21 protein-coding genes are annotated in these 26794 nt (G+C 54.4%); 15 read left to right on the top strand and 6 right to left on the bottom strand.

What is annotated here, in order from left to right:
- The first annotated feature begins 132 nt into the window (after nt 1-132).
- The 5 genes from FHI25_RS01425 (at nt 133) to FHI25_RS01405 (ending at nt 5511) form a co-directional block, all read left to right on the top strand.
- The gene (locus FHI25_RS01425) at nt 133-1080 is read left to right on the top strand and encodes a sugar-binding protein (RefSeq protein ID WP_210514328.1); all 948 of its coding nucleotides are present in this window, start codon (nt 133-135) and stop codon (nt 1078-1080) included.
- A gap of 99 nt (nt 1081-1179) precedes the next feature.
- Complete coding sequence (locus FHI25_RS01420) at nt 1180-2697, top strand: sugar ABC transporter ATP-binding protein (protein ID WP_210514326.1); 1518 nt, start codon at nt 1180-1182, stop codon at nt 2695-2697.
- 3 nt (nt 2698-2700) lie between these two features.
- Nucleotides 2701-3684, top strand: a complete 984-nt coding sequence (locus tag FHI25_RS01415; RefSeq protein WP_210514324.1) for an ABC transporter permease — start codon at nt 2701-2703, stop codon at nt 3682-3684.
- Nucleotides 3685-3748: 64 nt separating this feature from the next.
- Nucleotides 3749-4489, top strand: a complete 741-nt coding sequence (locus tag FHI25_RS01410) for an ATP-binding cassette domain-containing protein (protein WP_064779987.1) — start codon at nt 3749-3751, stop codon at nt 4487-4489.
- A 26-nt stretch (nt 4490-4515) separates the two neighbouring features.
- A complete protein-coding gene (locus FHI25_RS01405; protein ID WP_210514322.1) occupies nt 4516-5511 on the top strand; it encodes an ABC transporter permease in 996 nt (331 codons plus the stop codon).
- A 107-nt stretch (nt 5512-5618) separates the two neighbouring features.
- Here the strand turns inward: FHI25_RS01405 and FHI25_RS01400 are convergent, their stop codons facing one another.
- On the bottom strand, nt 5619-6746 hold the full coding sequence (locus FHI25_RS01400) for a Gfo/Idh/MocA family oxidoreductase (RefSeq protein ID WP_210514320.1): 1128 nt from the start codon (nt 6744-6746) through the stop codon (nt 5619-5621).
- Between the two features lie 108 nt (nt 6747-6854).
- On the opposite strand from FHI25_RS01400, the gene FHI25_RS01395 reads away from it, so the two are divergent.
- The 9 genes from FHI25_RS01395 (at nt 6855) to iolB (ending at nt 17675) form a co-directional block, all read left to right on the top strand.
- Nucleotides 6855-7685, top strand: coding sequence for a MurR/RpiR family transcriptional regulator (locus tag FHI25_RS01395; protein ID WP_063088781.1), 831 nt, complete (start codon nt 6855-6857; stop codon nt 7683-7685).
- Between the two features lie 216 nt (nt 7686-7901).
- On the top strand, nt 7902-8906 hold the full coding sequence (gene iolG / locus FHI25_RS01390; protein WP_210514318.1) for an inositol 2-dehydrogenase: 1005 nt from the start codon (nt 7902-7904) through the stop codon (nt 8904-8906).
- A gap of 428 nt (nt 8907-9334) precedes the next feature.
- Nucleotides 9335-10276 (top strand): sugar ABC transporter substrate-binding protein, encoded by a 942-nt coding sequence (locus FHI25_RS01385; RefSeq protein ID WP_210514316.1) that lies wholly within the window; start codon nt 9335-9337, stop codon nt 10274-10276.
- A 70-nt stretch (nt 10277-10346) separates the two neighbouring features.
- The gene (locus FHI25_RS01380; RefSeq protein ID WP_063088784.1) at nt 10347-11444 is read left to right on the top strand and encodes an ABC transporter permease; all 1098 of its coding nucleotides are present in this window, start codon (nt 10347-10349) and stop codon (nt 11442-11444) included.
- Nucleotides 11444-12223, top strand: a complete 780-nt coding sequence (locus FHI25_RS01375; RefSeq protein WP_063088785.1) for an ATP-binding cassette domain-containing protein — start codon at nt 11444-11446, stop codon at nt 12221-12223. The genes FHI25_RS01380 and FHI25_RS01375 overlap by 1 nt, the downstream gene beginning before the upstream one ends.
- The gene (iolC, locus tag FHI25_RS01370) at nt 12223-14136 is read left to right on the top strand and encodes a 5-dehydro-2-deoxygluconokinase (RefSeq protein ID WP_210514314.1); all 1914 of its coding nucleotides are present in this window, start codon (nt 12223-12225) and stop codon (nt 14134-14136) included. The genes FHI25_RS01375 and iolC overlap by 1 nt, the downstream gene beginning before the upstream one ends.
- Nucleotides 14133-15962 (top strand): 3D-(3,5/4)-trihydroxycyclohexane-1,2-dione acylhydrolase (decyclizing), encoded by a 1830-nt coding sequence (gene iolD, locus FHI25_RS01365; protein WP_210514312.1) that lies wholly within the window; start codon nt 14133-14135, stop codon nt 15960-15962. Before iolC ends, iolD begins: the two co-directional genes overlap by 4 nt.
- A 4-nt stretch (nt 15963-15966) precedes the next feature.
- Nucleotides 15967-16872 (top strand): myo-inosose-2 dehydratase, encoded by a 906-nt coding sequence (gene iolE / locus FHI25_RS01360; protein ID WP_210514310.1) that lies wholly within the window; start codon nt 15967-15969, stop codon nt 16870-16872.
- A complete protein-coding gene (gene iolB, locus FHI25_RS01355; protein WP_210514308.1) occupies nt 16872-17675 on the top strand; it encodes a 5-deoxy-glucuronate isomerase in 804 nt (267 codons plus the stop codon). Before iolE ends, iolB begins: the two co-directional genes overlap by 1 nt.
- Nucleotides 17676-18085: 410 nt before the next feature.
- On the opposite strand, the gene FHI25_RS01350 is transcribed toward iolB, so the two are convergent.
- From FHI25_RS01350 to FHI25_RS01330, 5 genes are all read right to left on the bottom strand, one after another.
- On the bottom strand, nt 18086-19093 hold the full coding sequence (locus FHI25_RS01350; RefSeq protein WP_210514306.1) for a bifunctional precorrin-2 dehydrogenase/sirohydrochlorin ferrochelatase: 1008 nt from the start codon (nt 19091-19093) through the stop codon (nt 18086-18088).
- Complete coding sequence (locus FHI25_RS01345; RefSeq protein WP_210514304.1) at nt 19065-21773, bottom strand: nitrate reductase; 2709 nt, start codon at nt 21771-21773, stop codon at nt 19065-19067. The genes FHI25_RS01350 and FHI25_RS01345 overlap by 29 nt, the downstream gene beginning before the upstream one ends.
- Nucleotides 21763-22113 carry a nitrite reductase small subunit NirD gene (nirD, locus tag FHI25_RS01340; RefSeq protein WP_210514302.1) on the bottom strand — a complete coding sequence of 117 codons (351 nt, stop codon included), beginning with the start codon at nt 22111-22113 and terminating at the stop codon, nt 21763-21765. Before nirD ends, FHI25_RS01345 begins: the two co-directional genes overlap by 11 nt.
- Nucleotides 22114-22118: 5 nt before the next feature.
- Nucleotides 22119-24590: a nitrite reductase large subunit NirB gene (nirB, locus tag FHI25_RS01335; protein WP_210514300.1), complete on the bottom strand. Its 2472-nt coding sequence runs from the start codon at nt 24588-24590 to the stop codon at nt 22119-22121.
- Nucleotides 24591-24960: 370 nt separating this feature from the next.
- Nucleotides 24961-25272 carry a hypothetical protein gene (locus FHI25_RS01330; RefSeq protein ID WP_147419463.1) on the bottom strand — a complete coding sequence of 104 codons (312 nt, stop codon included), beginning with the start codon at nt 25270-25272 and terminating at the stop codon, nt 24961-24963.
- 94 nt (nt 25273-25366) lie between these two features.
- Between FHI25_RS01330 and FHI25_RS01325 the strand changes: the two genes are divergently transcribed.
- On the top strand, nt 25367-26674 hold the full coding sequence (locus FHI25_RS01325; protein ID WP_246878853.1) for an MFS transporter: 1308 nt from the start codon (nt 25367-25369) through the stop codon (nt 26672-26674).
- The last annotated feature ends 120 nt before the right edge of the window (nt 26675-26794 follow it).

The raw sequence follows: 26794 nt of genomic DNA, 5'->3' as shown, positions 1-26794 counted from the left end.
AAAACCATCAACTTACACAACCGGGAGTGAAAAACGCTTGATCCAAAATTATTAATGATATTATTAATGATGAGCCGCACAGATAATTTATAAATACAGTCGTGCGGATTGTTAATCGGGAGGATTAAACGCATGAAATTTGTAACAACATTCGCAACCCTCGGTCTGTCAATGGTTCTGGCTGGCGGGGCGTTCGCACAAGAAAAGCAGCAGCTTGCATTCGTGGTGAATGCTGCTTCGGACTTTTGGAAACTGGCAGAAGCAGGGGTCGAGGCCGCACAGGCAGAACTCCCCGAATATGAACTGCAGTTCCGGTATCCTGCACAGGGAACCGCAGCACTTCAGAATGCGCTGATGGATGATTTGGTCGCCGGGGGAACGGATGCGATCATGATTTCGTCGGCCGATCCAAAGAACTCCATTGATGCGTTCAATCGCATTGCGGCCCAGGTGCCGCTCTTTACCACCGATAGTGATGCCCCGCAAAGTGATCGCATCGCCTATCTTGGATCATCGAACGTTGCCGCTGGCGTTCAGGCTGGAGAGATTGCCGTCAAAGCACTGCCAAACGGCGGAAAATGCATGGGCTTTGTCGGGTTCCTTGGGGCCGACAACGCGATTGAGCGTATCGCCGGTTTCCGTCAGGCGGTTGAAGGCAGCGGTATCGAGCTTGTCGATGTGCGTGGTGATGATGTCGACTTTGCGCGTGCGCGATCAAACGTCGATGACGTGCTTGCGGCAAATCCCGACATTGATTGCATGGTCGGGTTCTATTCCTACAACCCGCCCAAAATTTACGAAGCATTGCAGGCTGCTGGCAAGCTGGGGCAGGTGACGGTTGTTGCCTTTGATGAAGACCCTGTAACGCTAGGCGCGGTTCGCGAGGGCAGCTTTGCTGGCACGGTTGTTCAGGACCCGTACCAGTGGGGTTATCAGGGCATGCATCTGATGGCGGATTACCTTGAGGGGGACAAGTCCAAAGTGCCTGCAGATGGCTTGATCATCGTGCCGACGCAGGTGATCGACAAATCCAATGTTGATGAGTTCGAGGCCGTCGTTAAGGAAAGAATAGGCGGGTAATTTTCTTCCCCCTGCCTAGCGAGCGGACGCACGAAATCTGCGCGTGCGCCCGTTCGCACCTTTCCAACGATGTCGAATGGACATTGGGGAGCCGAGTATATGAGTGCAGTGCATGGACTTGATTTGCGACTTGAAGGCGTCACCAAGGTTTATCCCGGTGTGGTGGCCCTTAATGATGTTTCATTGCAGATCAAAGCTGGCGAAGTTGTTGGACTTCTTGGTGAAAACGGGGCCGGAAAATCGACCCTGATGAAGATTCTCGGCGGGCTGATCGCCCCTACATCCGGGAAAATTATTCTTGATGGACAGCATTATGACGCCTTTGACGTCAAACAGTCCCAACAAGCAGGGATCGCGTTCGTCCATCAGGAACTGAATGTTTTCGATAACATGGATGTTTCCGCAAACATCTTCCTTGGCCGGGAACTGGTACGTGGGCCTTTGCGGCTGACTGATCGCAAAGCCATGAATAAAATGGCGGAGCCGCTGATCGAGCGTGTTGGCGCCCCGTTCAAGCCAGATACACCGGTTTCCACATTATCCTTGGCGGAGTGCCAGTTGCTGGAAATCGCCAAGGCGTTGTCGATGAATGCGCGGTTGGTCATCATGGATGAGCCGACATCAAGTCTCACACTTTCTGAGACCAACATGCTGCTTAAGGTCATTGCCGACCTTAAGGCGCAAGGGATTGCCGTCATCTATATTTCACATCGCCTGAGCGAGGTGGAGGAATGCGTCGATCGTGCGGTTGTCCTGCGCGATGGCCATAATGTCGGCGTGCTTGAGCGTCAGGCCGTTACGCATGATGCGATGATCCGCATGATGATCGGACGAGAGCTCAAGGCACTTTACACACCACCTTCAGTGCCTGCGACCAAACCCGTTCTTTCCGTCAAAAACTTTGCGATCAGAGGCAAGCCTGATCGCACGGCAAGCTTTGATGTGATGGCGGGCGAGATCCTTGGCGTTGCGGGCTTGATCGGGGCAGGGCGCACAGACTTGGCCGAGGCAATCTTTGGTGTCGGCGACAAGCTTGGCGGGGACATTCTGATTGATGGCAGAAAGACCGAGATCAATAGCCCGGCCGATGCCATCGCAGCAGGGCTTTATCTTGTGCCCGAAGACCGCAAGCGGGCCGGGTTGATCCTTGAATTTCCGACATTGGAAAATGTCACGATGGCCAACTTGCCAGCATACACATCGCGCGGGCTTGTTTCCCAGAAACGTCAGATCGCTGTGGCGGAATCCCAGCGCAGTGCATTGGCGATCAAGACACATGATGTTCGCCGGGCTGCAAATGAAATGTCTGGTGGCAACCAGCAAAAAGTCGTTCTGGCAAAGTGGCTGTCCATGGATCCCAAGGTCATCATTTTCGATGAGCCGACCCGGGGGATCGATGTCGGTGCAAAAGCCGAGATTTATGGATTGATGCGATCGCTGGCCGATCGCGGAGTGGGGGTGATGATGATATCGAGCGATATGGAAGAGGTAATCGGGGTTTCAGACAGGATTGTCGTGATGAAAGACGGGCTGATTACTGGGGAATTGCCGCGCTTTCGCTTTTCCGAGAGCAATGTGCTCAATCTTGCCGTCGGTAAGGTGCTGGAAGAGGCCTGAGAAATGCAAAAAAAAGATATCGGTCTTGGCATTCTGATTATCGTGGTTGGCGCAATTGTTTATATGCGCAACCCGCTTTTTCTGTCGCCCATCAACCTTGGCAATACCGCAAATCTGATCGGTCTGTTTGGCCTGTTTGCCATTGGGCAAGGGTTTGTCATCATGACCGGCGGTATTGATCTTTCCGTCGGATCAGTGATCGCGCTGCTTGGTGTGTTGTTTGTCGACATGGTCGGTAAGTTCGGTGTTCCCTGGCCATTGGCCGTGGCGATCATCATTGGCCTTGGTGTTCTGATCGGGCTGGCGCACGGTATCCTGATTACACGATTTAGGCTGCAGCCATTTGTCGTTACCTTGTGTGGGCTTTTGATTTATCGCGGCATCGCACGTGGATACACAGCGGAATCAACGGCAGGATTTCCTTTTGGTTCCAGTTATCCTCAGCTTGAATGGCTTACAATCGGTCGGAGTTTCGGCGTGCCGCACTCGTTCGTCGCGATGCTGATTGTGGCGGCGGTGATGTGGGTTGTATTGCATCACACAGTTTTTGGTCGTCACCTTTGCGCGGTCGGCAAGAACGAGGAAGCCGCACGCTTTTCGGGGATAAACGCCCGTTTCGTCACGGTGATGGCATATGTGATCTGTGCCGTGCTCGCATCGATTGCGGCGATATATTTCGCAATGTTCACCAAGTCCGTCCAGCCGTCTTCGCATGGTAACTTTTACGAGCTGTATGCAATTGCGGCGGCTGTTTTGGGCGGATGTTCTTTGCGCGGGGGCGAAGGTTCCGTCATCGGGATCGTTCTTGGGGCCGTGTTGCTACAGGAACTGCAGAACCTGGTGAATTTGCTGGGCATTCCATCTTCGCTGAATTTCGCAGTGATGGGCGCTGTGATTTTGCTGGGTGTTCTGGCGGATCAACAATTTGCAGCCTATCGCACCAGAAAAAATACCGAAAGGGCGCTGGGCTTGCTGCAAAAACCATAAATCACAAAAGAAAACCGTCTGCTTGTTACCACGTTAAATGGATCAGCAGACATGGGGGGTGTTCATGAATGTGCTTGAACTTAAAAACATATCCAAACGTTATGGCGCCATACAGGCACTCGATAGCGTGTCACTTGCTATTGCGCCGGGCGAAGTTGTCGGACTTATGGGTGATAACGGGGCGGGCAAGTCCACCTTGGTCAAGGTGATTGCGGGGAACTTTGCCCCGACGTCGGGCGATATCCTTATTTCCGATAAGAAAGTGGCGTTTAACAAACCATTGGATGCACAGAAAGCCGGTATCGAGGTCGTTTATCAGGACTTGGCGATTTGCAACAATCTGAGTGCAGCGTCTAACGTATTTCTGGGACGTGAACCAACCCGCAGGATAGGGCCGATCAAGGTTGTGGATTATGCCTTCATGCGCAGCAAATCCGCCGAACTGTTTGCGCGATTGAAATCGGAAACCCGTCCCCGTGATCTGGTGCACAAAATGTCCGGCGGGCAACGCCAAGCTGTTGCAATCGCACGAACCCTTTTGAGTGATGCCAAGATCGTTTTGATGGACGAGCCAACGGCTGCGATCTCTGTTCGACAGGTGGCGGAAGTCCTCAACCTGATCCGGCAGCTTAGTGATCAGGGTATCGCTGTCGTTCTGATCAGCCACCGAATGCCAGATGTCTTTGAGGTGGCAGACAAGGTTGTTGTCTTAAGGCGGGGCGAACTTGTTGCAGACAAAAAAGCATCACAGTCTTCGCCAGAAGAAATTACAGGCCTGATTACCGGCGCGATTGAGCACGCATGAGTGGACCTAAAAAAGGAACAATGAATATGGCAACGCCGACTCTTGCTGAAGTCATCAATCGTTCTCAGCATCATGGGCTGATCGCGCGGGTTACAAGCCAGCAGATTTTTTGGGTGTTTATGGCGGCTGTCTTTGCCTGCCTGGCATTGACGATCATGACCGACAGTTTCGCAACAGAGCGCAACCTGTTCAATGTCACCCGCAATTTTGCGTTTGTCGGGATCATTGCGCTTGGCATGACGGCGGTTATTGCATCCGGCGGGATTGACCTTTCTGTTGGCTCTACGCTGGTGATCTCTGCGATGACGGTCAGCGTCATCATGTCCGCGGGAATGCCTTTTTGGCTCGGTTGTATTGCCGCACTTGGCATCTCGTTGCTTGTCGGGGCGGTTAATGGCGTACTGATTGCCTATGCGAAAATGCCACCATTCGTGGTGACGCTTGGCATGCTGTCGGTCGCGCGCAGTCTGGCAATGGTGCTTTCTGATAACAAGATGATCTATGAGTTCGGGCCGGATCACGACTTCTTGCTTTGGCTTGGGGGCGGTTCGACGCTCGGTCTTCCGCATCCGTTGATCATCATGGTGATTCTGGCCTGTGTGACGGCGTTCGCGTTCAGGCATTTACGTTGGGGCCAGCATTTGTTCGCGATTGGCGGCAACGAAAACGCAGCGGTTCTGACCGGCATTCCCGTCGCGCGCATCAAAGTCAGCGTTTATATGTTTTCAGCCCTGATGGCAGGTATTACCGGGGTCCTGGAAGTTGGCTGGCTCGGTGGGGTTACGACCAATCTTGGCCAGGCCATGGAGTTGACCGTCATCGCCGCCGCGGTCATTGGGGGTGCCAATCTTGCAGGTGGCGGAGGCACTGCGTTTGGTGCCGTGGTCGGTGCATTGTTGATTGAAGTGATCCGCAACAGCCTTATTTTGCTTGGTATAAGCACATTTTGGCAGGGAACGTTTGTTGGATCGTTCATTGTGATCGCCGTAGCGTTTGATCGTTTCAGGCAGAGAAAGTCATAGACCTGCAAAAGTACTTTGAGAGAAATGGCAGCTTTTTGAGGCAATCGGAAATGCCAAGTAATTGATTCTGCTGTATCTCGAATGTTACCTTTTGCGGCACGTGACAGCTATACCTCAGACAGCGAGACCCTTGTCCCGTCAGTCGCGGATTTCGCGATTGCATGAATGATTTTTTCGAATTCGTAAGCGTGTTCGAAATCGGGGTAGGCCGGGTTGTCATCGCGGATCGCACAAAGCAGTGCGGCAGCTTCGATGACCTTAAGGTCGTTAAAGCCAAGCTGATGTCCCGGTGCCGGGCAGAATTCGCCATAAGGCGGATGTGCCGGGCCGGTCAGGATTGTGGTGAAACCCTGCTGTGCCTTGTCGCCTGAATTGCGATAAAGCTGCAACTCGTTCATGCGCTCCTGATCAAAGCAGATCATACCCTTGGTGCCGTGAACTTCCCAAGCCAGCCGGTTTTTGCGGCCCCATGCGGAGCGCGATGTCGAAAGGCTGCCCTGAGCGCCGTTGGCGAACCGCACCAAGGCGGATGCCGTATCCTCGTTTTCGACCTTGGCCCGCCCGGTTCCATCAGGGAGCGGGCGGGTAGTGTGAACAGTTTGCATATCGGCAATCAAACTGTCGATGGGGCCAGCAAGGCCATATGCCATCGATACCAGATGGCATCCCATATCCCCCAACGCCCCAAGACCAGCGTCGGCAAGTTTGGCCCGCCATGTCCAGGGGAGTGCCGGGTCAGCCTGATAATCCTCGTCCACCCAGCCGCGAAAATGAACGATCTCACCGATTTCACCAGTTTGGATCAATCGACAGGCATGTGTGAATGCCGGATTCTTGATGTAGTTGTAGCCGACCATGGTTTTGACGCCTGCTGTGCGGGCGGCATCGCGCATTTCGCGCGCCTGATCCAATGTGAGAGCCAGGGGCTTCTCGCAATAAACATGTTTGCCCGCCTTGATGGCGGCAAATGCCATTTCGAAGTGAAGCGCATTCGGCGTGGTGATCGAGATGATATCGACATCCGGATCTGAGATCAGCGATGTCCAGTCGGCAGTACTTTTGGCAAAGCCGAACTGGTCGGCCATCTGTTTGGCTTTTTCGACCGGCGTATCACATAAAACCGCAAGATGAGACTCCGGCACATCGCCCATAACAGCCCGTGCTGCGCCAAATGCCAGCGCGTGCGCCTTTCCCATGAAACCAGTGCCAATCAGGCCAATGCCAAGAGATTTCATTTGCCGGAACTCCTAACCTAGTCAAAATAGAATTTTTGTTCTATTTAATGGATGATCATGGAACGCGCCGTGCGTCAAGCAGAAACAAAACAAGGAAGAATAAACGCCATGAGTGATCAGACCGCACCTGTTTCGCTTGAGGAATTCAATCACCGTCTGGCCGAAATATCGGAAACCATGCCCAAAAGGCTGCGCCAATGTGCGGAGTTTGTTGCGCAAAATACGGATCGCATTGCTGTCTCCACAGTTGCCGAACTATCGGTCGGTGCAGGTGTGCAGCCCTCGGCCTTCATGCGGTTCTGTCAGTTGATGGGATTTTCCGGATTTTCTGAAATGCAGAAAATGTTTCGGGAAACCTATGCGCAAAAATGGCCGGACTACGCCACACGGCTTGAGAACCTGCGTGCAACAGGGGATGACAGCCCCAGTGCCCTGCTGGCCGAGTTTGTCGAAGCCGGGCGGTTGTCGTTGGAAAATCTGGCGTCAACGGTCGATCTGGAAACGCTTGAAAAGGCGGTGGATGTCCTGGCCGAAGCCCCTATGATCCATGTGGTTGGTTTCAGACGTGCCTTTCCGGTCGCGAGTTATCTTTCCTATGCCTTTGAAAAGATGAACATTGCCGCCGTTCTGCATGACGGTGTGGGTAACCTTAATCCACGCCACGCGATCCGCGAGGGCGATGTGGTGATTGCGATCACCTTTGCGCCCTATTCACAGGAAACGATTGATCTTGCCGCCTATGCACATGACCTTGGAAACAAGGTTGTGGCGATCAGTGATTCGCTGAGCGGGCCGATGCGCAAAACAGAAGCTTTGATGTTATCGGTATCGGAGGTCGATGTCGGGGCGTTCAGGGCACTTTCGGCGACAATCTCGTTGGCAATTGCCTTGGCCGTTTCTGTCGGGGCAAAGCGCGAGAAACTGATCGATGGAAAATAATTATTGAAAAACAAAAATAATGGAATAAAAATTCCATAGCGTATTCCCAAGCAGAATACGCGTATCAGCATAAACGGGTGCGAGAGACATCCGCGTGATCATCCCGAAATCATCGATCTGCCATTTGGTTTGCCAGGTTCTTGCTGGCGTGTCGCAGGCAGTTCGGGACGATCATCGTAAGTCAAGGCGGGAACGCCGAAGGGAAGGAACATCGGAATGCTTAAAATAGGTTTGCTGGGTGCTGGACGTATCGGGCAGGTCCATGCGGTGAATATTGTTGCGCACCCGCAAAGTGAACTGGTCGCGGTGTCGGACAAATTTGATGAGCCTGCCGAGAAGCTCGCGCAGATGCATGGCGCTACTGTGCGCAGCAGCGAGGATATCATTGCCGATCCGTCAATAGATGCCGTGTTGATCGCAACACCGACCGATACCCATGCGGACCTGCTGGAGGCAGCGACAGCAGCAGGGAAGGCGGTTCTGTGTGAGAAGCCGGTTGATCTTGATCTTAAGCGTGCCCTAGATTGTCTTGCGCGATGTGAGCCGTACGGCAAACCCATCATGGTTGGATTTAACCGCCGCTTTGATCCGAACTTTGCCCGTCTGAAAGCGGCCTTTGATCAAGGCGAAATCGGCAAGGGGGAGCTGCTTTCGATCACTTCCTTTGATCCGGCGCCACCCCCGGTAAGCTATGTAAAGGTATCTGGCGGGATCTTCCGCGATATGGCGATCCATGATTTTGATATGGCCTGCTGGATGTATGGTGCGCTGCCCGACAAAGTCACCGCCATCGGATCAAGCATTGTCGATCCGGAGATCGGAAAGGCAGGTGACTTTGATACTGCCGTTACCACGCTTGAGTTTTCGGGTGGACGTATCGCCGTGATTAAAAACAGCCGTCGTGCGGCATATGGCTATGACCAGCGTATCGAGTTTTTGGGCTCGGACGGGTTGCTTGCCGCACATAACGTTCTGGAAAACACGATTGAGAAAATCACCGCGCACGGTGCAACCAAGGCCAAGCCGGAGCATTTCTTCCTCGAACGTTATGCCAAGGCCTATCAAATTGAATGGAACAGTTTCATTGAGGGCGTGCAGGGGGCATCGCCCCTTCCAGTTACCCTGAAGGACGGGATCAATGCCCTGGTCGTTGCCGAGGCCGCCGCGCTTTCTGCGCGCGAGGGACGGAGCGTTAATGTCGCAAACGAAATTCTGGCCTGATTAAACGCGTTCTCATCAGGGCTTGGACTTAAACCGGCGTGGCCCATCAGCTGCGCCGGTTTTCTTTTGGCGATCAGGGATTTGTGCCACGCGAGTCGCCCCGAAAACTTAAAACGGCCGATGGCGACTGCACTTATCTGCAATAGCATTATCGGCCATCGCAATTGGTTCGGGTTGGGATGAGCGGCGGTTTCAGCTGGTTTGGCAAGGCCTTGTGGCGGTGACAGAGGGTTATCTTGCAGTGCAATAGAAAAAAAATGTTGATTTCGATAAAAAATAGAACAAAAATTCCATTCAACGGTTTCAACGGGTCATATCAACCCACGCCGCCAGAAGCAGAAAGGTTGCACAAAGACGACTGACTGCCAGAAGAACACATAAATTCAATGGGAAAATCCCAATATTTCAGCCGACTAGGGAGGCAACAGATGAAAAAGGCGCTTACTGCCATCGCGGCAGCAGCATTTGCATTTGCCGGTTTGTCCGCAACCGCATCCGCAGAAAATGAAAAATTCGTTCTCATCAGCCACGCACCAGATTCTGATAGCTGGTGGAACGTGATCAAAAACGCGATCAAGGTCGCGGGTGATCAGATGGGTGCAGAAGTCGAATATCGTAACCCGCCGACCGGCGACCTTGCCGATATGGCGCGTATTGTCGAACAGGCTGCTGCGACCAATCCGGATGGCATCATCGTTACCATTGCAGACTTCAACGTCCTTAAGGGGCCGATCACTGATGCCGTGGATAAGGGTATCCCTGTCATCACGATCAACTCCGGCACGCAGGAACAATCCGAAGAACTTGGCGCGCTGATGCATGTCGGCCAGCCGGAATATGATGCCGGATTTGGTGCCGGTAAACGCGCCGCCGCAGCGGGTGCGAAAAGCTTTGTCTGTGTGAACCACTACATCACCAACCCGGCATCTGTTGAGCGTTGCCGTGGCTTTGCCGACGCACTTGGTGTCGAGCTTGGCAGCCAGATGATCGATAGCGGTCAGGACCCGTCGGAAGTAAAGAACAAGGTCAGCGCGTATCTCAATACCAATCAGGATGTTGATGCTGTGCTGACACTGGGTCCGAACTCAGCCCATCCGACCCTTGCAGCCCTGCGTGACGCAGGTCTTGCCGGTGAAATGATGTTTGGCACGTTTGATCTGTCATCCGAGATTGCCGAGGCCATCAAGGCTGGTGAAATCAACTTTGCCATCGATCAGCAGCCTTACCTTCAGGGCTACCTTCCGGTCGTCATTCTGACCAACTATGCGCGCTATAGCGTTCTGCCGTCCGGGCATATCAACTCCGGCCCCGGTTTCATTACCAAGGACAACATCGCGCAGGTCGAAAAATACGCCGGCGAATATCGTTAAGATTTCCTCCCGCCAAGGGCGCGCCTCAGGCCGCCCTTGGTACCCACCTGATAGTTAAAAGAGTGATGCCATGTCGGACGAGCGGCTCAAGCAAGTCTCAGCCATTCGCCGTGCCATGATCAGGCCCGAACTCGGTGCGATCTGCGGTACGATCCTGGTCTTTGTTTTCTTCTTTATGATTGCCGGTGATAGCGGCATGTTTTCCCCGGAAGGCATTCAGAACTGGGGCGTTGTATCGGCCCAGTTTGCCATCATCGCAGTCGGTGCCTGCCTGTTGATGATTGCCGGTGAATTCGATCTTTCGGTCGGCTCAATGATCGGCTTTGCAGGTGTGGTGATTGCCATTCTGTCTGTTCAATGGGGCCTGCCGGTTTGGCTGTCTATTATTGCGGCCTTCATCGTATGCACGGCACTGGGCGCACTGAACGGTTTTCTGGTGATCAAAACCGGTCTGCCGAGCTTCATTGTTACCTTGGCATTCTTGTATATTCTGCGTGGTCTGACCATCTGGCTTTCCATCCTGACAACCCGGCAGACAATTATTGGCGGGGTTAAGGAAGTTGCTGAGGGTGATCCGCTTGCCTGGCTGTTTGGCGGCGTGATCTTCAAGGGCTTCTTCCAATGGCTTGGCGATATCGGTGTTATTGATACCTTTACCCGTGGTTCCCGTATCGGGCAGCCGGTCGTTGAAGGTCTGCCGATGCTGGTCATCTGGGCGCTGGCATTGATCATTTTTGGTCATTGGCTTTTGACCAAAACGCGTTTTGGTAACTGGATTTTCGCATCTGGCGGGGATGCGCAGGCCGCACGTTATGTTGGTGTTCCGGTCAATCGCGTTAAGATCCTGATGTTCATGTTTACCGCATTCTGCGCAACCGTCTTCGCGACCTGCCAGGTCATGGAATTTGGTTCGGCTGCAGCCGACCGTGGTTTGCTTAAGGAATTTGAAGCCATCATCTGTGTGGTGATTGGCGGCGCACTTCTGACAGGTGGTTATGGTTCGGTCATCGGTGCTGCATTGGGTGCGCTGATCTTTGGCGTCGTTCAGCAAGGGTTGTTTTTTGCCGGTGCGGAAAGTTCGCTTTTCCGGGTGTTCCTGGGCGGTATCCTGATCTTTGCTGTGATCATGAATACCTATATCCGCCGCATGATTACGGGAGAACGGTAATGAGCACGCCATTGATTGAAATGGACAATATCGAAAAGCATTTCGGACCGGTAATCGCGTTGGGCGGTGTTTCCTTCAATGTGATGGAAGGCGAGTGCCACTGTCTTTTGGGTGATAACGGTGCGGGAAAGTCGACCTTCATCAAGACCATGTCAGGCGTACACAAGCCGACCAAAGGTGTCATGCGGGTCAGTGGTCAAGAGACCGTTTTCGACAGTCCGCGTGATGCGATGGAAGCCGGGATCGCCACGGTTTATCAGGATCTGGCGATGATCCCGCTGATGTCTGTAACGCGCAATTTCTGGATGGGCCGCGAGCCACGCAAAAGCTTCGGCCCGTTCAAATGGATCGACTTCAAGCATGCCAACAAGGTCACCTTGGATGAAATGGCATCCATGGGCATCAATCTGCGCGAACCCGAACAGGCGGTTGGCACGCTTTCGGGGGGGGAGCGGCAAACAGTTGCGATTGCGCGTGCCGTTTATTTTGGCGCCAAGGTCCTGATCCTTGATGAACCGACATCGGCACTTGGTGTGCGCCAGACGTCAAACGTTCTGGCGACCATTGATCGGGTGCGCAAAGCCGGAATTGGCGTCATCTTCATTACCCACAACGTGCGCCACGCCATGGCAGTGGGCGACAGGTTTACGGTTTTGAACCGCGGCCAAACCCACGGCACGGCGAAGCGGGGTGAAATCAAACCCGAAGAGCTTCAGGACCTTATGGCGGGCGGTCAGGAACTGGCCGAACTCGAAGGGTCCCTTGGAGGGACGATTTAATGAAGCGGCTTGATGTCATTACGATTGGACGATCATCCGTTGACCTTTATGGCACCCAGATTGGTGGGCGTCTTGAGGACATGGCTTCGTTCAAGAAGTATATCGGTGGTTCCCCGACCAATATGGCGTGCGGGACTGCGCGACTGGGATTGAAATCTGCGCTTATTACGCGGGTTGGCGACGAGCATATGGGGCGGTTCATCCGCGAAAAGCTGGTTGCTGAAGGCGTTGATGTTCAGGGTGTCATAACCGATCCACAACGCCTGACCGCGCTTGTGCTTTTGGGCGTGCGCGATCAAGAACAGTTTCCGTTGATTTTCTATCGCGAAAACTGTGCCGATATGGCGCTGTGTGAGGATGATATTGATCCCGACTTCATTGCAAGTTCACGCTGTGTGACGGTTACCGGGACGCACCTTTCACATCCCAAAACCCGTGCGGCCGTTCTCAAGGCCGTTCGACTGGCCCGTGATGCCGGCGCCAAAACAGCACTAGACATTGATTACCGTCCCAATCTTTGGGGGCTGTCGGGGCATGGAGATGGTGAAAACCGTTTCATTGCCTCGGACGCTGTTACCAAGGAATTGCAGGCAACGCTTCATCTGTTTGACCTGATCGTCGGCACTGAGGAAGAATTCCATATTGCCGGTGGTGTGACCGACACGCTCGAAGCGCTTGAAAATGTTCGGGTGATTTCGAATGCGACGCTGGTTTGTAAACGTGGTCCCATGGGGGCCGTGGCGTTTGCGGACAAAATTGGCAAAAGCCTTGATGACGGAATTTCCGGGCCGGGATTTGCGGTTGATGTGTTTAATGTCCTGGGGGCGGGTGACGGGTTCATGTCGGGCCTGTTGAAAGGCTGGCTGAGCGATGCAGATTGGGAAACATCCCTGAAATACGCCAATGCCTGTGGTGCATTCGCGGTGTCGCGCCATGGCTGTACGCCTGCTTATCCGAGTTGGGATGAACTGCAATTCTTCTTTGATCGTGGCATCAAAACGCCGGAACTGCGCAACGATGCAGAGTTGGAGCAAATCCACTGGTCAACCAACCGTAGCGGCAGTTGGCCTGAAATGCGGGTTTTTGCATTTGATCACCGGATGCAGCTTGAAGATCTTGCCGATGATCTCAGCGTTTCGCATGACCGCATTGGTCCGTTCAAGGAGCTGTGCCTGCGCGCGGTCCAGAATGTTTCGGGCGGCAGGGAAGGATACGGCATCCTGTGCGACCGCCGACTGGGGCGTGATGCCCTTTATGCGGCGGCGGGCACCGGGCTTTGGATCGGGCGACCGGTTGAACTTCCGGGGTCGCGTCCGCTTGAACTGGAAATTGGTCCCGATCTTGGCACGCAACTGGCCGAATGGCCGGTGGAGCATGTGGTCAAGGTTTTGTGCTTCTATCATCCCGATGATGATGATGTTACCAAGGCCGATCAGGAAGCCACCATCATTCGGCTTGCCAATGCAGCGCGCGGCAATGGCTTGGAATTCCTTCTGGAAGTTATTCCGTCAAAGGTTCGCGATTGTGATGATGAAACAACGGCCAAGGTGATCAGGCGTTTCTATGAAATCGGTGTCTATCCCGATTGGTGGAAGCTTGAACCGATGAAATCGGATGCGGCATGGCGCAATGCGTGCGATGCGATTGCCCAAAATGATCCCTATTGCCGGGGTATCGTCGTGCTTGGTCTTGATGCACCAGAAGCAGAGCTTGTGGAAAGCTTCGAGGTTGCGGCGCGCTTTAACATGGTCAAAGGCTTTGCTGTCGGGCGCACGATCTTCATCGATGTTGCGCGTGACTGGATGCAAGGTACGATTGCCGATGATCAGGCCGTTACAGCAATGGCCCAAAAATATCGCGCCCTGTGTGATACCTGGGACGCGGCACGCAAAAAATCGGGAGGAGCGGCATGAAAACCGTTCGATTAACCGCTGCCCAAGCAATGGTGCGTTATCTGAGTGTACAGCGCAATCACGACGGAGAAGACTTTTTCGGGGGCTGCTGGGCCATTTTCGGTCATGGCAATGTCGCCGGAATGGGTGAGGCACTTCATGGCGCAGGCGACAGTTTTCCGACTTGGCGTGGTCATAACGAACAAAGCATGGCACACGCGGCAATCGCCTATGCCAAGGCATCCAATCGCAAACGGGCCATGGCCGTGACAACGTCGATCGGGCCGGGTGCGACCAATATGGTGACGGCCGCGGCACTGGCGCATGTGAACCGGTTGCCGGTTCTTTTTGTACCCGGCGATGTATTCGCCAATCGTGCACCGGACCCGGTTTTGCAACAGATCGAAGATTTTGGGGATGGTACGATTTCGGCCAATGACTGCTTCAAACCGGTCAGTCGATATTTTGATCGCATTACCCGCCCGGAACAGCTTCTGACAGCATTGCCGCGCACAATGGCGGTTCTGACAGATCCGGCCGATTGTGGGCCGGTGACCTTGGGATTTTGTCAGGATGTGCAGGCAGAAGCCTATGACTGGCCGGAAAGCTTCTTTGTGCCAAAGACATGGAAAAAGCTGCGTCCCCGTGCGGACCTTCAACAGATTGAAGACGCCATTGGCGCGATCAGATCGGCGAAAAAGCCGCTGATCATTGCCGGTGGTGGCGTGCATTATGCCCAAGCCTGTGGTGATCTGCATGATTTTGCCCATCGTCACAACATCCCGGTGGCCGAAACACAGGCAGGGAAATCTGCCTTGCCGTGGGATGATGATCTCAATATGGGCTCGATTGGTGTTACCGGGGCAAGCAGTGCCAACACCATTGCCGAGGACGCCGATCTAATCATTGCGGTTGGTACACGTCTTCAGGATTTCACAACGGGCAGCTGGTCGCTGTTCAAGAACCCTGATCGTCGTATTCTTTCGATCAATGTCGCGGCCTATGATGCGCGTAAACATGACGCGATTTCGGTCGTTGGTGATGCCAAGGTCACGTTGGCGGAGCTCACCAAGGAACTGGGCGAATATCGTGCAGGTGCGGTGGACCCGGCACTCAAGCAAAGCTGGATGGATGCGGTTGAGGGTGTCACCGCGGCGCCAACAGGAAATGCGTTGCCAACGGACGCACAGGTGATTGGTGCGGTTCAGCGCAGCACAGATGAAAATGCGATTGTTGTTTGTGCAGCCGGTGGGCTTCCTGGCGAACTTCACAAGCTATGGAAAGCAGCCCGACCCAATGGCTATCACGTTGAATATGGGTTCTCGTGCATGGGATACGAGATTGCCGGTGGGCTTGGGGTCAAGATGGCCTGCCCGGATCGCGAGGTTGTCGTTATGGTGGGGGATGGATCCTACATGATGATGAATTCCGAGCTCGCGACCAGTGTGATGCTGGGGCACAAGATCATCACTGTGATCCTTGATAACCGGGGCTTTGGCTGTATCAACCGTTTGCAGATGGCAACCGGTGGGGAAAGCTTTAACAACCTTCTTGATACCGCGCGTCATGTCGTGCCCTCGGCAATTGATTTTGCCGCGCATGCCGGTGCGATGGGGGCGATTGCCGAAAAGGTATCCTCGATCAACGAGCTTGAAGACGCCATGGTGCGCGCCAAAGAGGCTGATCGATCCTATGTCATTGTGATTGATACCGATCCGTTGCCAAGCACGGAGGCCGGTGGTCATTGGTGGGATGTCGCCGTGCCGGAAGTATCGGTTCGCCCAAGCGTCAACGAAGCCAGAAAAAATTACGAAGCCGCGCTGAAAAAGCAGCGCCCGGGAGATTAAAATAATGATCCTTTACGGTACCAATCCGATCGCATGGTCCAATGATGATGACCAGACCCTTGGCGCAGACATCAGCCTTGAAACCTGTTTGTCCGAGGCGGGAAAGATTGGCTTTGACGGCATTGAAAAAGGTCACAAGATGCCGACCGAACCAGCGGCACTGAAAGCTGCCCTTGCGCCACATGGCCTTAAATTCGTTTCAGGTTGGCATTCGCTTAATCTTCTGACCCATTCGGTCGAGGACGAGAAAAAGGCCATTCAACCGCATCTGGATCTTCTGAAGGCGATGGGATGCAAGGTTTGCATTGTCTGTGAAACGTCAAACGCCATTCACGGCAATGATAACGCAGCCCTTAATAACAGCCCGGTTCTGCATGCCGACCATTGGGCCAAGTTCGGTGCGGATGTCGAAAAAATCGCCGCCTATTGTGCCGATCAGGGCATTGATCTGGTCTACCACCATCACATGGGTACGATTGTAGAAACGGCCGATGAAATTCATGCCTTCATGAGAAATACCGGGCCGAAAACCAAGCTTCTGCTTGATACCGGTCATGCCTGGTTCGGGGGTGCCGACCCCGAAGAACTGGCGGCGCGTTACATGGATCGTGTTGGCCATATCCATTGCAAAAACGTGCGCCCGACTATTAGCAAACAGGTCCGTGAAGAAGGGCTTAGCTTCCTTGAAGGTGTGCGGCGCGGGGTCTTTACCGTCCCGGGCGATATCGAGGGGGGCGTTGCATTTGAACCGGTTCTTAAAATCGCAGCCGACCATGGATATTCCGGCTGGCTAGTGATCGAGGCAGAACAGGATCCGAACGTTCGTAACCCGTTTGAATATCAGTCATTGGGACTGAAATCGCTGCGCGACATGGCACAGAAAACCGGACTGGATAAAGGAGACGCCTGATGGCAGATCTGCTCAGAAAGCCGAATGGAACGACCGGGAAGGTCCACGATATCACGACTGATAGTGCCAACTGGGGTTATGTCGGGTTTGGGCTGTATCATCTGAAACCCGGCGAAACTGCCCGGGAAGCAACCGGCGATCGCGAGGTCATTCTGGTTTTGGTTGAAGGCAAGGCAGAGATTTCTGTCGATGATCAGGATTTCGGTGAACTCGGTAAACGCATGAGCGTGTTTGAGCGTATCCCGCCAGCCTGTGTCTATGCGCCCAATGATGCCAATTGGAAAGCTATTGCGACAACCGATTGCACACTTGCGGTTTGTACCGCACCCGGGAAGGGAAATTACCCTGCACGCGTAATCGAAAACATCGAGCTCGTAGAGCGTGGCAAAGGGGCGAATACCCGATATATCCACCCGATTGCGATGGAAGAAAAAGACATCGCCGATAGTCTTCTGGTGACCGAGGTCTTTACCCCGCAAGGCAACTGGTCAAGCTATCCGCCACACCGTCATGACGAGGATAACTATCCCGACATGACCTATCTTGAGGAAACATACTACCATCGCCTCAATCCCAAACAGGGATTTGGTTTCCAGCGGGTCTTTACCGAAGATGGCGAACTAGATGAAACCATGGCGGTGTCAGACGGTGATGTTGTACTGGTGCCCAAAGGACATCATCCGTGTGGCAGCCCTTATGGCTATGAGATGTATTACCTCAATGTCATGGCAGGCCCAGTGCGCAAATGGCGGTTCCAGAACCACCCGGACCATGACTGGATATTCCAGCGCGATAGCAAGTGATGCCCTTGTTTAATCCAGGACCCAACAAGGCGCACAATTGCAACGTCGTGACACGCCTTGCGGTGCATGTTGTCATGGCTGTGCTTAGCTTGCTTGTGGTGTTTTGGGTTAGTGCGGCTTTTTCTTCGTCGCCGTTGCTCAGCTCCAACATTCTGAACGAGGCGACCGAAGTTTCCCCGATTACGGGCATGGCCTGTCGAACCTGGCTCTTTAAGGGCCTGCCTGATTCCAAACAACCTGAACGCGGAAGCCCTGCAAAAGCACGTTCTTCAACGCCATGCGGATGGTCGTATTAAAGCTGGATTTTGATTTCGGGTGCGGTTTGATGTCACCTCGCTTTACATTGCAACAGCCACCAGTGGTCTTGGTCGTCGCGGGGGTGAATAACCTTCAACTGCTTACTTTGGCTGTCAGTTTCGACAAAGCCGCAGGACGTTCATGCCCTGTTGGGTGAAGAACCGGATTTGTTTGCTGATCGCCAATCCGGCGTCGGGTATTTCGCCGTGTTTGTCGGTAGACGGACTGATGCTGATAAGGGTCGCATCCCGGCGGGCCAGGGCAAGGATGTCGGGTGCAACATCTTTGTCGTGGAAAATGATATCTGCCGTTTCGATGTTGCCGGCAACACCGTGCGGGATGTCATAGGCGTTATTGGCGCTGATCGTGACCTGCAAGGATTGGCCGGACGGCACGGTTGCGCTGCTGCCTTGCGGGACAAAGGTGCGGAGTTCATGTGCGAGGTCATCCGGGGTGACTTTGCCGGTGTTGTCCGTGCGCAAGGCGTTTTGGAAAAAACGGGTCCAGAAGCGCTGTCGAGACAAGCTGTCGTTCAAATGTGCGGCAACTGTCTCGCGGGCGTCACGGGCGATCTTGGCGAGGTTTGACAAGGTTGCCGGGAACACGGTTTCAAGTCGTTGCCGTAACATGCGTGCCAGTGCCGGGGCGCAGGCGCCTGTCGAGATCGTGATCATGATTGGCGCGCGATCCAGAATGGCGGGCACAATGAAATCGCATTGCGCGGTCTTGTCGACGACATTCAGAAGGATGTTGCGTCGTTTGGTTGCCGCCTCGACCCGCTTGGTCAGATGGGGGTTGTCCGTCGCGTCAAACACCATGATCGCGCCATTAATCATGGTATCGACAAACGGGGCGCGTTCCCAAGTGATCTGACCGGTTTTGTGCATGTTTGCAACGTCATCGCACACTTCAGGCGCAATGACCGTGATATCGGCGTGACTGCGCAAAAGAAGGCGGAGCTTGCCCGCGGCAACTTCGCCGCCCCCAAGTACGACAACCTTCTTGCCCTGCACTTTCACAAATGCCGGGAAGTAGGCGAATTTTTCGTCCGGCTGATCGGTGCTTGCCCGAGATGCCGTGGTGTTGAGAGTGCTATTCTGCGGCGCGCGGTAATACGTCATCGAGAATCTCCTTTATCTCCGGCACGCAGGATCCGCATCCTGTTCCGGCCTGAAGCAGGCGGCCGATGTCGATCGCCGTCACGGCATTCTGTTTAGAAATGGCTTTGCTGATTGCGGCCAAACCAACCGAGAAGCATGAGCAAATCAGGCGATCATTGATCGCCCCGGCATCGGGCATCCGCCCGGCCAGAAGCGCGTTGCGTTCAACCGGCGCGATGGCATTCGCACCAAACAGGTTTGAAACCCAGTCACGACCAAGTGCCGGACGATCCGGGCCGACAAACAGCGCCCCGGTAATCCGATCACCCTCAAGGCGGGCAAACCGATGGACCCCCTTGTTGGCGTCGGAATATTCAATGATCTGCTCAACGTCCCTGCCTGCTGTAATCGGCAACAGGGATTTAAACAGGATCGGGGCATCACCGGCGATTTCGAAAACCATGCTGCCCGGTCCGGTCGCACCGACCCAGTAGGGCAGTTTGGAAAGATCAACCGGTGTGCTTGAAAACAGCAATCCCTGCCATTTGGCGCTAAATGGCTCGAGGGTAATCGGGATATGCTTGCTTTCGGGTTGGCCGGAGTGGGGGTCAACATTGGGGGGCTGTAGTCGACCAATCCCACCCGCGGCCGAAAAGACATCGTTCCAGTGCATCGGAACGAAAACCTGTCCTGGTGTCTGTGCATCCGTAATTGCCACCCGCATCAATGCAGTGCCATGCTGGCTTTTGATCCGGGCGATCCCGCCATCAGAAAGGCCGTAAAGCACAGCATCCTTTGGGTGAATTTCAAGCAACGGTTCAGGGCGATGCGCGCTGAGGCGCGCGGCAGTGCCTGTACGCGTCATGGTGTGCCATTGATCGCGGTAACGGCCGCTATTGGCAATCAGTGGATATTCCCGGCTGGTTTGAGATTGCGGGCGGCTGTGGGTAAGGCCAAGCATCTTGGCGCGCCCACTTGAAGTGGTGAAGATGCCGTCGCCATAAAGACGGGTTGCGCCATTCGCAGGCTGAGATTTGCGCGAGGCCGGCCATTGAAACGGTTCCATACTGTCATAGACCGATTTTCTGGCCTTGTGCCATGCACCGATATCAAAGGCACGTGTGCCATCATTTTCGAATTCCGACAGGGCGGCGTGCTCGACAAAGATGTCGCTTGGGTCCTTGTATTTAAACGCCTTGCCAAAGCCCATGGCCTTGGCGACTTCGGACATGATCCACCAGTCTGGCTTGGCATTGCCAAGGGCCTCTCGGAAGGGGCGTTGGCGCGAAATGCGGCGTTCGGAATTGGTGACCGTGCCCGATTTTTCGGCCCAACCGGCAGCGGGGAGTTTGATATCAGCATGGCGCAATGTATCGGTATCGTTCACGACGTCCGAAACAATCACAAGCGGACAACGTGATAGCGCAAGCCGGACGCGATCGGCATCCGGAAGGCTGACGGCAGGGTTGGTCGCCATGATCCATACAGCCTTGATTTCCCCACGCTCAATGGCGCGGAACATATCAACCGCCTTGTACCCTTCGCCCTGTTCAAGAACATCGGATTTCCAGAACCGACGTACGCGATCAACATCAATCGGGTCATTGGGGTTCATGTGGGCGGCCAATTGATTGGCAAGCCCGCCAACTTCGCGTCCGCCCATGGCATTGGGCTGGCCGGTGACGGAAAACGGGTTTGAACCCGGCTTTCCGACGCGCCCTGTTGCCAGATGGCAATTCAGGATCGAGTTGACCTTGTCCGATCCGCTTGATGACTGGTTTACCCCTTGCGAGAACACGGTGACGGTGCGTTCAAAGGCCGCAAACCAGTTAAAGAACGTTTCCAGTTTTCCCAGACCCGAGCCGAGTTCATCAGCGCTTTCATGGGTGTCGAGCCCGCATTTTTCTGCGGTTGTCTCGATATCGGGGCAGTCAGCACGTGCTTCTGCCACGGCGTGTTCGTAGCCGGTCACATGACGGGCCACGTAACGAAGATCGGTATTGCGAGTTTGATCAAGCCAGGCCAGCAACCCGTTAAACAGGGCAACGTCGCTGCCCGGTTTGATCGGCAGGTGCAGATCGGCAATATCGCAACTTGCCGTCCGCCTAGGATCAATCACGACGATCTTTGTGCCGTGTTTTTCCTTGGCCGTGCGCAGGCGCTGGTTCAGCACCGGGTGACACCATGCCAGATTTGATCCGGTCAGAATGACCAGATCGGCGATTTCAAGATCCTCGTAACAGCCCGGCACAACGTCCGCGCCAAACGCCCGTTTGTGCCCGACCACGGTTGATGCCATGCACAGCCGGGAATTGGTATCGATATGCGGCGATCCGATGAAGCCTTTGATCAGCTTGTTGGCGACATAGTAATCCTCGGTCAGAAGTTGACCCGAGACATAAAACGCCACCGATTTCGGGCCATGTTGGTCGATGGTATCGCGCAGGCGCTTTGCCGTTTCGCCAATGGCATCATTCCAAGAGACCTGCTTGCCATCGACTTCCGGTTCCAGCAGGCGAATATCGCGCTGTTCCTCGGCCATGATGGTATCGATCAGCGCGGCACCCTTGGAACATATCCGCCCGAAATTGGCCGGATGATCCGGATCGCCGCCCACAGCCCATCCGTCACGGGTTGGCGAAATGATCAGGCCACAGCCAACACCGCAGTAGGGGCAGGTTGTTTTGACCTCATCCTGCATGGCGCAATCCAGCTTGCAGTTCGGTCAGGCCAACACGGACAATCCCGTCAATGACCTGGCATTCCACCTTGGCGGCACAGCCGTCATCGGGTCCCTGTGCCTCGCCGGTTTCAAGCGAGAACACCATATTATGCAACGGACAGGTCACGAAATGACCATGGACGATGCCCTGTGCCAGCGGCCCTTGTTTGTGCGGGCAGCGGTCAAGCAATGCAAAGATCTGATCATCAAGAGTTCTGAAAATCGCAATGCGATCCGTTTCGGTTTGCAGGGTGCGTGCCCCTTGCTGCGGGATGTTGGCAGCGGGCCCGACTACTACCCATGTAAGATTGTTGCTCATCTGTCTTACTCCGCTGCGACCATCGAAAGGGGGGTGAATTCGTGCGCGTCAACGCCTTCGGATGCGCGTTCTGCCCATGGATCAATCTGCGCTGTTTTCTGACTGATCATGAAGCGTTCAAACAGCGCCTTGCGGTTGGCTTCATCATCGACGACCCGTTCCTGAACATGTTTCATGCCAACCCGTTCGATCCAGGGGGCCGTGCGTTCAAGGTAGCGGGCCTCTTCACGGTAAAGCTGAATGAAGGCGCCGCAATATTCCTTGACCTCGTCATCGGTTGTGACCTTGCACAGAAGATCGGTCGCACGGACATGAATGCCGCCATTGCCACCAACATGCAGGTCCCAGCCGCCATCGGTGGCCACAACGCCGAAATCCTTGATGGTTGCTTCAGCGCAGTTACGCGGGCAACCCGATACGGCCATTTTGAACTTGTGGGGCATCCAGGATCCCCAGGTCATTTTTTCCAGTTCGACGGCCATGCCCATCGACATCTGGGTGCCAAAGCGACACCATTCCTGCCCGACGCAGCTTTTGACCGTTCGAAGCGATTTGCCATAAGCATGGCCTGATACCATGCCCGCCGCATTGAGATCGGCCCAGACAGCCGGCAGGTCTTCTTTTTTGACCCCCAAAAGGTCAATGCGCTGGCCGCCGGTAACCTTGACGGTGGGGATTTCGAACTTGTCGGCAACATCGGCAATCGCACGCAGTTCACGCGGGTTGGTCAAGCCACCCCACATGCGCGGAATAACCGAATAGGTGCCGTCTTTCTGGATGTTGGCGTGAACGCGTTCGTTGATAAAGCGTGATGCACCGTGATCGACATATTCACCCGGCCATGCCGCCAGCAGGTAATAGTTCAAAGCCGGGCGGCAAACATGACAGCCATCAGATGACTTCCATTCCAGTTCCTGCATGACAGCCGGCATGGATTTCAGGTTTTTGGCGATGATCAGGCGACGGACGCTGTCATGATCATGATCGGTGCAGGTGCAGATCGGCTTGACCGTCGCGGCCTGATAATCGCCGCCAAGGGTTGCCGCCAACAGGTTTTCGACAAGGCCAGAGCATGACCCGCAGGATGCCGATGCCTTGGTGTGGCCTTTGACCTCATCAAGGGTGGTCAGGCTCTTTTCACTGATGGCGGCAACGATCGATCCTTTGCAAACGCCGTTACAGCCACAGATCTCTGCATCGTCTGGCAGGGCTGCAACGGCATCAAGAGGGTTTCCGGCAGATCCCCCCGCAAATGCCTGACCAAAGGCAAGTGTGTCACGCAGTTCAGTGACGTCTTCGCCGTCTTTCATCAGCTGGAAATACCAGCCGCCATCGGATGTGTCGCCATACAGGACCGCACCCTTGATCTTGCCGTCTTCAAGCACGATACGCTTGTAAACGCCGCGACCGGCATCGCGAAAAACGATTTCCTCTGTCTCGCCGCCGCCGGAAAAATCACCTGCGGAAAAAACATCGACGCCTGTCACCTTAAGCTTGGTCGAAGTCACCGAACCGGTATAGCCATCGGTTTCGATTTCGGCCATGTGATCGGCCAGTGATTTGGCCATTTCAAACAGCGGGGCAACCAGGCCATAACATTGACCGCGATGCTGAACGCATTCGCCAACGGCAAAGATCGCCGGATCACTGGTGGTCATGACATCGTCAACAACGATTCCGCGTTCGACTGCAACACCCGCGTCTGCGGCAAGGCGCCCATTTGGGCGAATGCCAACAGCCATAACCACCAGATCAGCCGGGATCATGCGTCCGTCTTTAAGGCGAACGCCGGTAACATGTTCACTGCCAACGATTTCGGCGGTATCGGCCTCGGTAATCACCGTGATGCCGCGACGTTCCAGTTCTTGTGCCAGAAGATAACCCGCCGACGGGTCAAGCTGGCGTTCCATGACATGGCCTGCCAGATGCAAAACCGTGACATCCATGCCGCGCGATTGCAGGCCCACGGCCGCTTCAAGGCCCAGAAGCCCGCCGCCGATGACGACTGCCGGGCCGCCCTTGGCAGCAGCACCCAGCATGGTGTCGACATCATCGACATCGCGGAAGGTGACAACGCCGTCAAGCTTGTGACCGGGAACCGGGATGATGATCGGATCAGAACCGGTTGCCAGCAAAAGCTGGTCATACTCGGTTTCGGTTCCGCTTTTGGAAATCACCACTTTGCGGTCGCGGTCGATCTTGACCACCGGGTCGCCGGAATAAAGATGGATGTTGTTTTCGGTGTACCATTCCGGGGTGTTGATCACGATCTCGTCGAAATCTTTTTCGCCAGACAACAGTGGCGACAGCATGATGCGGTTGTAGTTCACGCGCGGCTCGGCACCGAAAACGGTGATGTCATATTTGTCTGGCGCGCGGTTCAGGATTTCTTCAACGGTCCGCATGCCGGCCATGCCGTTGCCGATGACAACCAGGCGGACTTTGGCGGTTCGTAATGCAGCAGTGACGTGGTTCATTTGTCTCTGGCTCCTCGTCGCGGGATGCGAATTGGCACAAAAAAAACGCCCGATGCGGCCTGCCCTCAAAAGAGGCATTTCGCAACGGACGTCATTATCCGGTGAACCCGTCTTTGGATTCTTTATATATACAATCGGCTTTTTCGCCGGAGCCGCAGGCGACACTGCCCGCGCTCTTGCTTCAATATATTCAAGTGCCGTGCCAGAATTGAAAATTGAGAAAATTATCTCTTAACAAGCTGAAAATATTGATGAAAATGCTTACTCGGCAGATTGGGGAATTTGGCTGGACTTACTAAAGTGATTAAAAAATAATCATCAAGAAAAATGAGTGATTTAAATTTGTGCAAAAAATAGTCATTTTGGCGCGTTAAAAAACATCCTGTGCAGATGCGGTCGTCAAATTATGATTATTTTCAACGATTTGATGGAATTGTCCCGCATCGCGGAAGAACTGGCGCGGTGTTTGCAATACCGGTTTCGTGTGAGCAGCTTTGACGAAAGCATGCCCAATGACGGGTGGCTCACAGTTCTTCGTCCAACGGCGGACGATCAGACGTTTGGAACAGCAGCGCGATGAGCGCGCAGCCTTTCCGATACGAATGACGGGCCGCCTGCGGACATCTTCCAGATGAAGCATGAGGCCCATGGGGAAAAACCGTCGGTCGTACAAAGCAAACATCAAGCTCTGCGCGACCTAAACGAAGGGCTTCAATGTTATGGAAATCAAGAACAAGGCTACACGCATAAATCTATTCAGTCTCAAGACTGTCCAGATGCGTACTTTTCACCTCACCTGGCTTTCATTTTTCCTGTGCTTCTTTGGCTGGTTCGGGATCGCACCGCTGATGCCGCTGGTGCGCGATGATCTGGGGCTTAGCAAAAGCGAAATCGGCAGTACCATCATTGCCTCGGTCGCGATTACGGTTCTGGTCCGACTTTTGATCGGACCGCTTTGCGACAAGATCGGCCCGCGCAAGACCTATACCGGTCTTCTGGTGCTTGGGTCGCTTCCGGTCATGCTGATCGGTCTTGCCGACAGTTATGAAACCTTCCTGCTTGCCCGTCTGGCCATTGGGTCCATCGGCGCATCCTTTGTCATCACGCAGTATCATACCTCCATGATGTTTGCGCCAAACGTTGTCGGTACGGCCAATGCCACGACGGCGGGTTGGGGTAACCTTGGCGGTGGCGTGACCCAAATGGTCATGCCAGCAATCCTTGCGATGGTTCTTGGTTTTGGCGTGGCTGAAACCATGGGCTGGCGTCTGGCGATGGTGTTCCCGGGTGCGATCATGCTGGTTGTTGCCGTGCTGTACTGGGTCTTCACCACCGATTGCCCGGAAGGCAACTATGCCGACATGCGCAAAAGTGGCGCGCTTAAGCCGGAAGACGATACTGCCGGTGCCGCCAAGGGCATGATGGCGGCCGTTTCCGATTACCGTGTCTGGGCATTGTTCCTGGTGTATGCCGCCTGCTTTGGTGTCGAACTGACGATCAACAACATTGCTGCGATCTATTTCTTCGACAAGTTTGAGCTTTCATTGGCAACCGCTGGCATGATTGCCGGTCTGTTTGGTTTGATGAACATTTTTGCCCGTACGCTGGGTGGTGTGTTCTCGGACAAATTTGCTGCCAAGGGTGGCATTTCGGGTCGTGTGAAATTCCTGTTCATGGCACTGTTCATCGAAGGCGTCGCACTTGTTGCCTTCTCGCAGATGGAAGCACTGGTTGTAGCCGTTTCGGTGATGATCGTCTTCTCGCTGTTTGTTCAGATGTCAGAAGGTGCGACCTTCGGGATCGTGCCGTTCGTTAACCGCAAGGCGCTTGGCTCCGTTGCCGGTATTGTCGGTGCGGGCGGTAATGCTGGCGCGGTCGCAGCCGGCTTCCTGTTCAAGTCCGAAGCACTTACCTATCAGGAAGGTCTTCTGTATCTCGGTCTGGCCGTGATCGTCTGCTCGTTCGCGGCTTTGGCAGTCCGTTTCTCGGCGGAAACCCAGGCCGAAGAAAAGGCGCGTTTCGATGCGGCACAGTCAGAACGTTTCGGGACTTCGGGTACAGCGCAGCCGGTTCCGGCTGAATAAGATACGCTGTTTGATATGATCTTTTCGGGATGCGGTCGGCGCCGCATCCCGAAACCAATAATCCGGACCCGTAAACGGGACGGAGCATATAAAAAATATCTCAGAGAGGCGCAGCCATTT

Source organism: Thalassospira sp. ER-Se-21-Dark (genome assembly GCF_017922435.1).
In the GTDB taxonomy this organism is placed as follows: Bacteria; Pseudomonadota; Alphaproteobacteria; order Rhodospirillales; family Thalassospiraceae; genus Thalassospira.
Note: the sequence above shows the minus strand (reverse complement) of the source record. Positions and strands in the feature narration are given on the sequence as shown.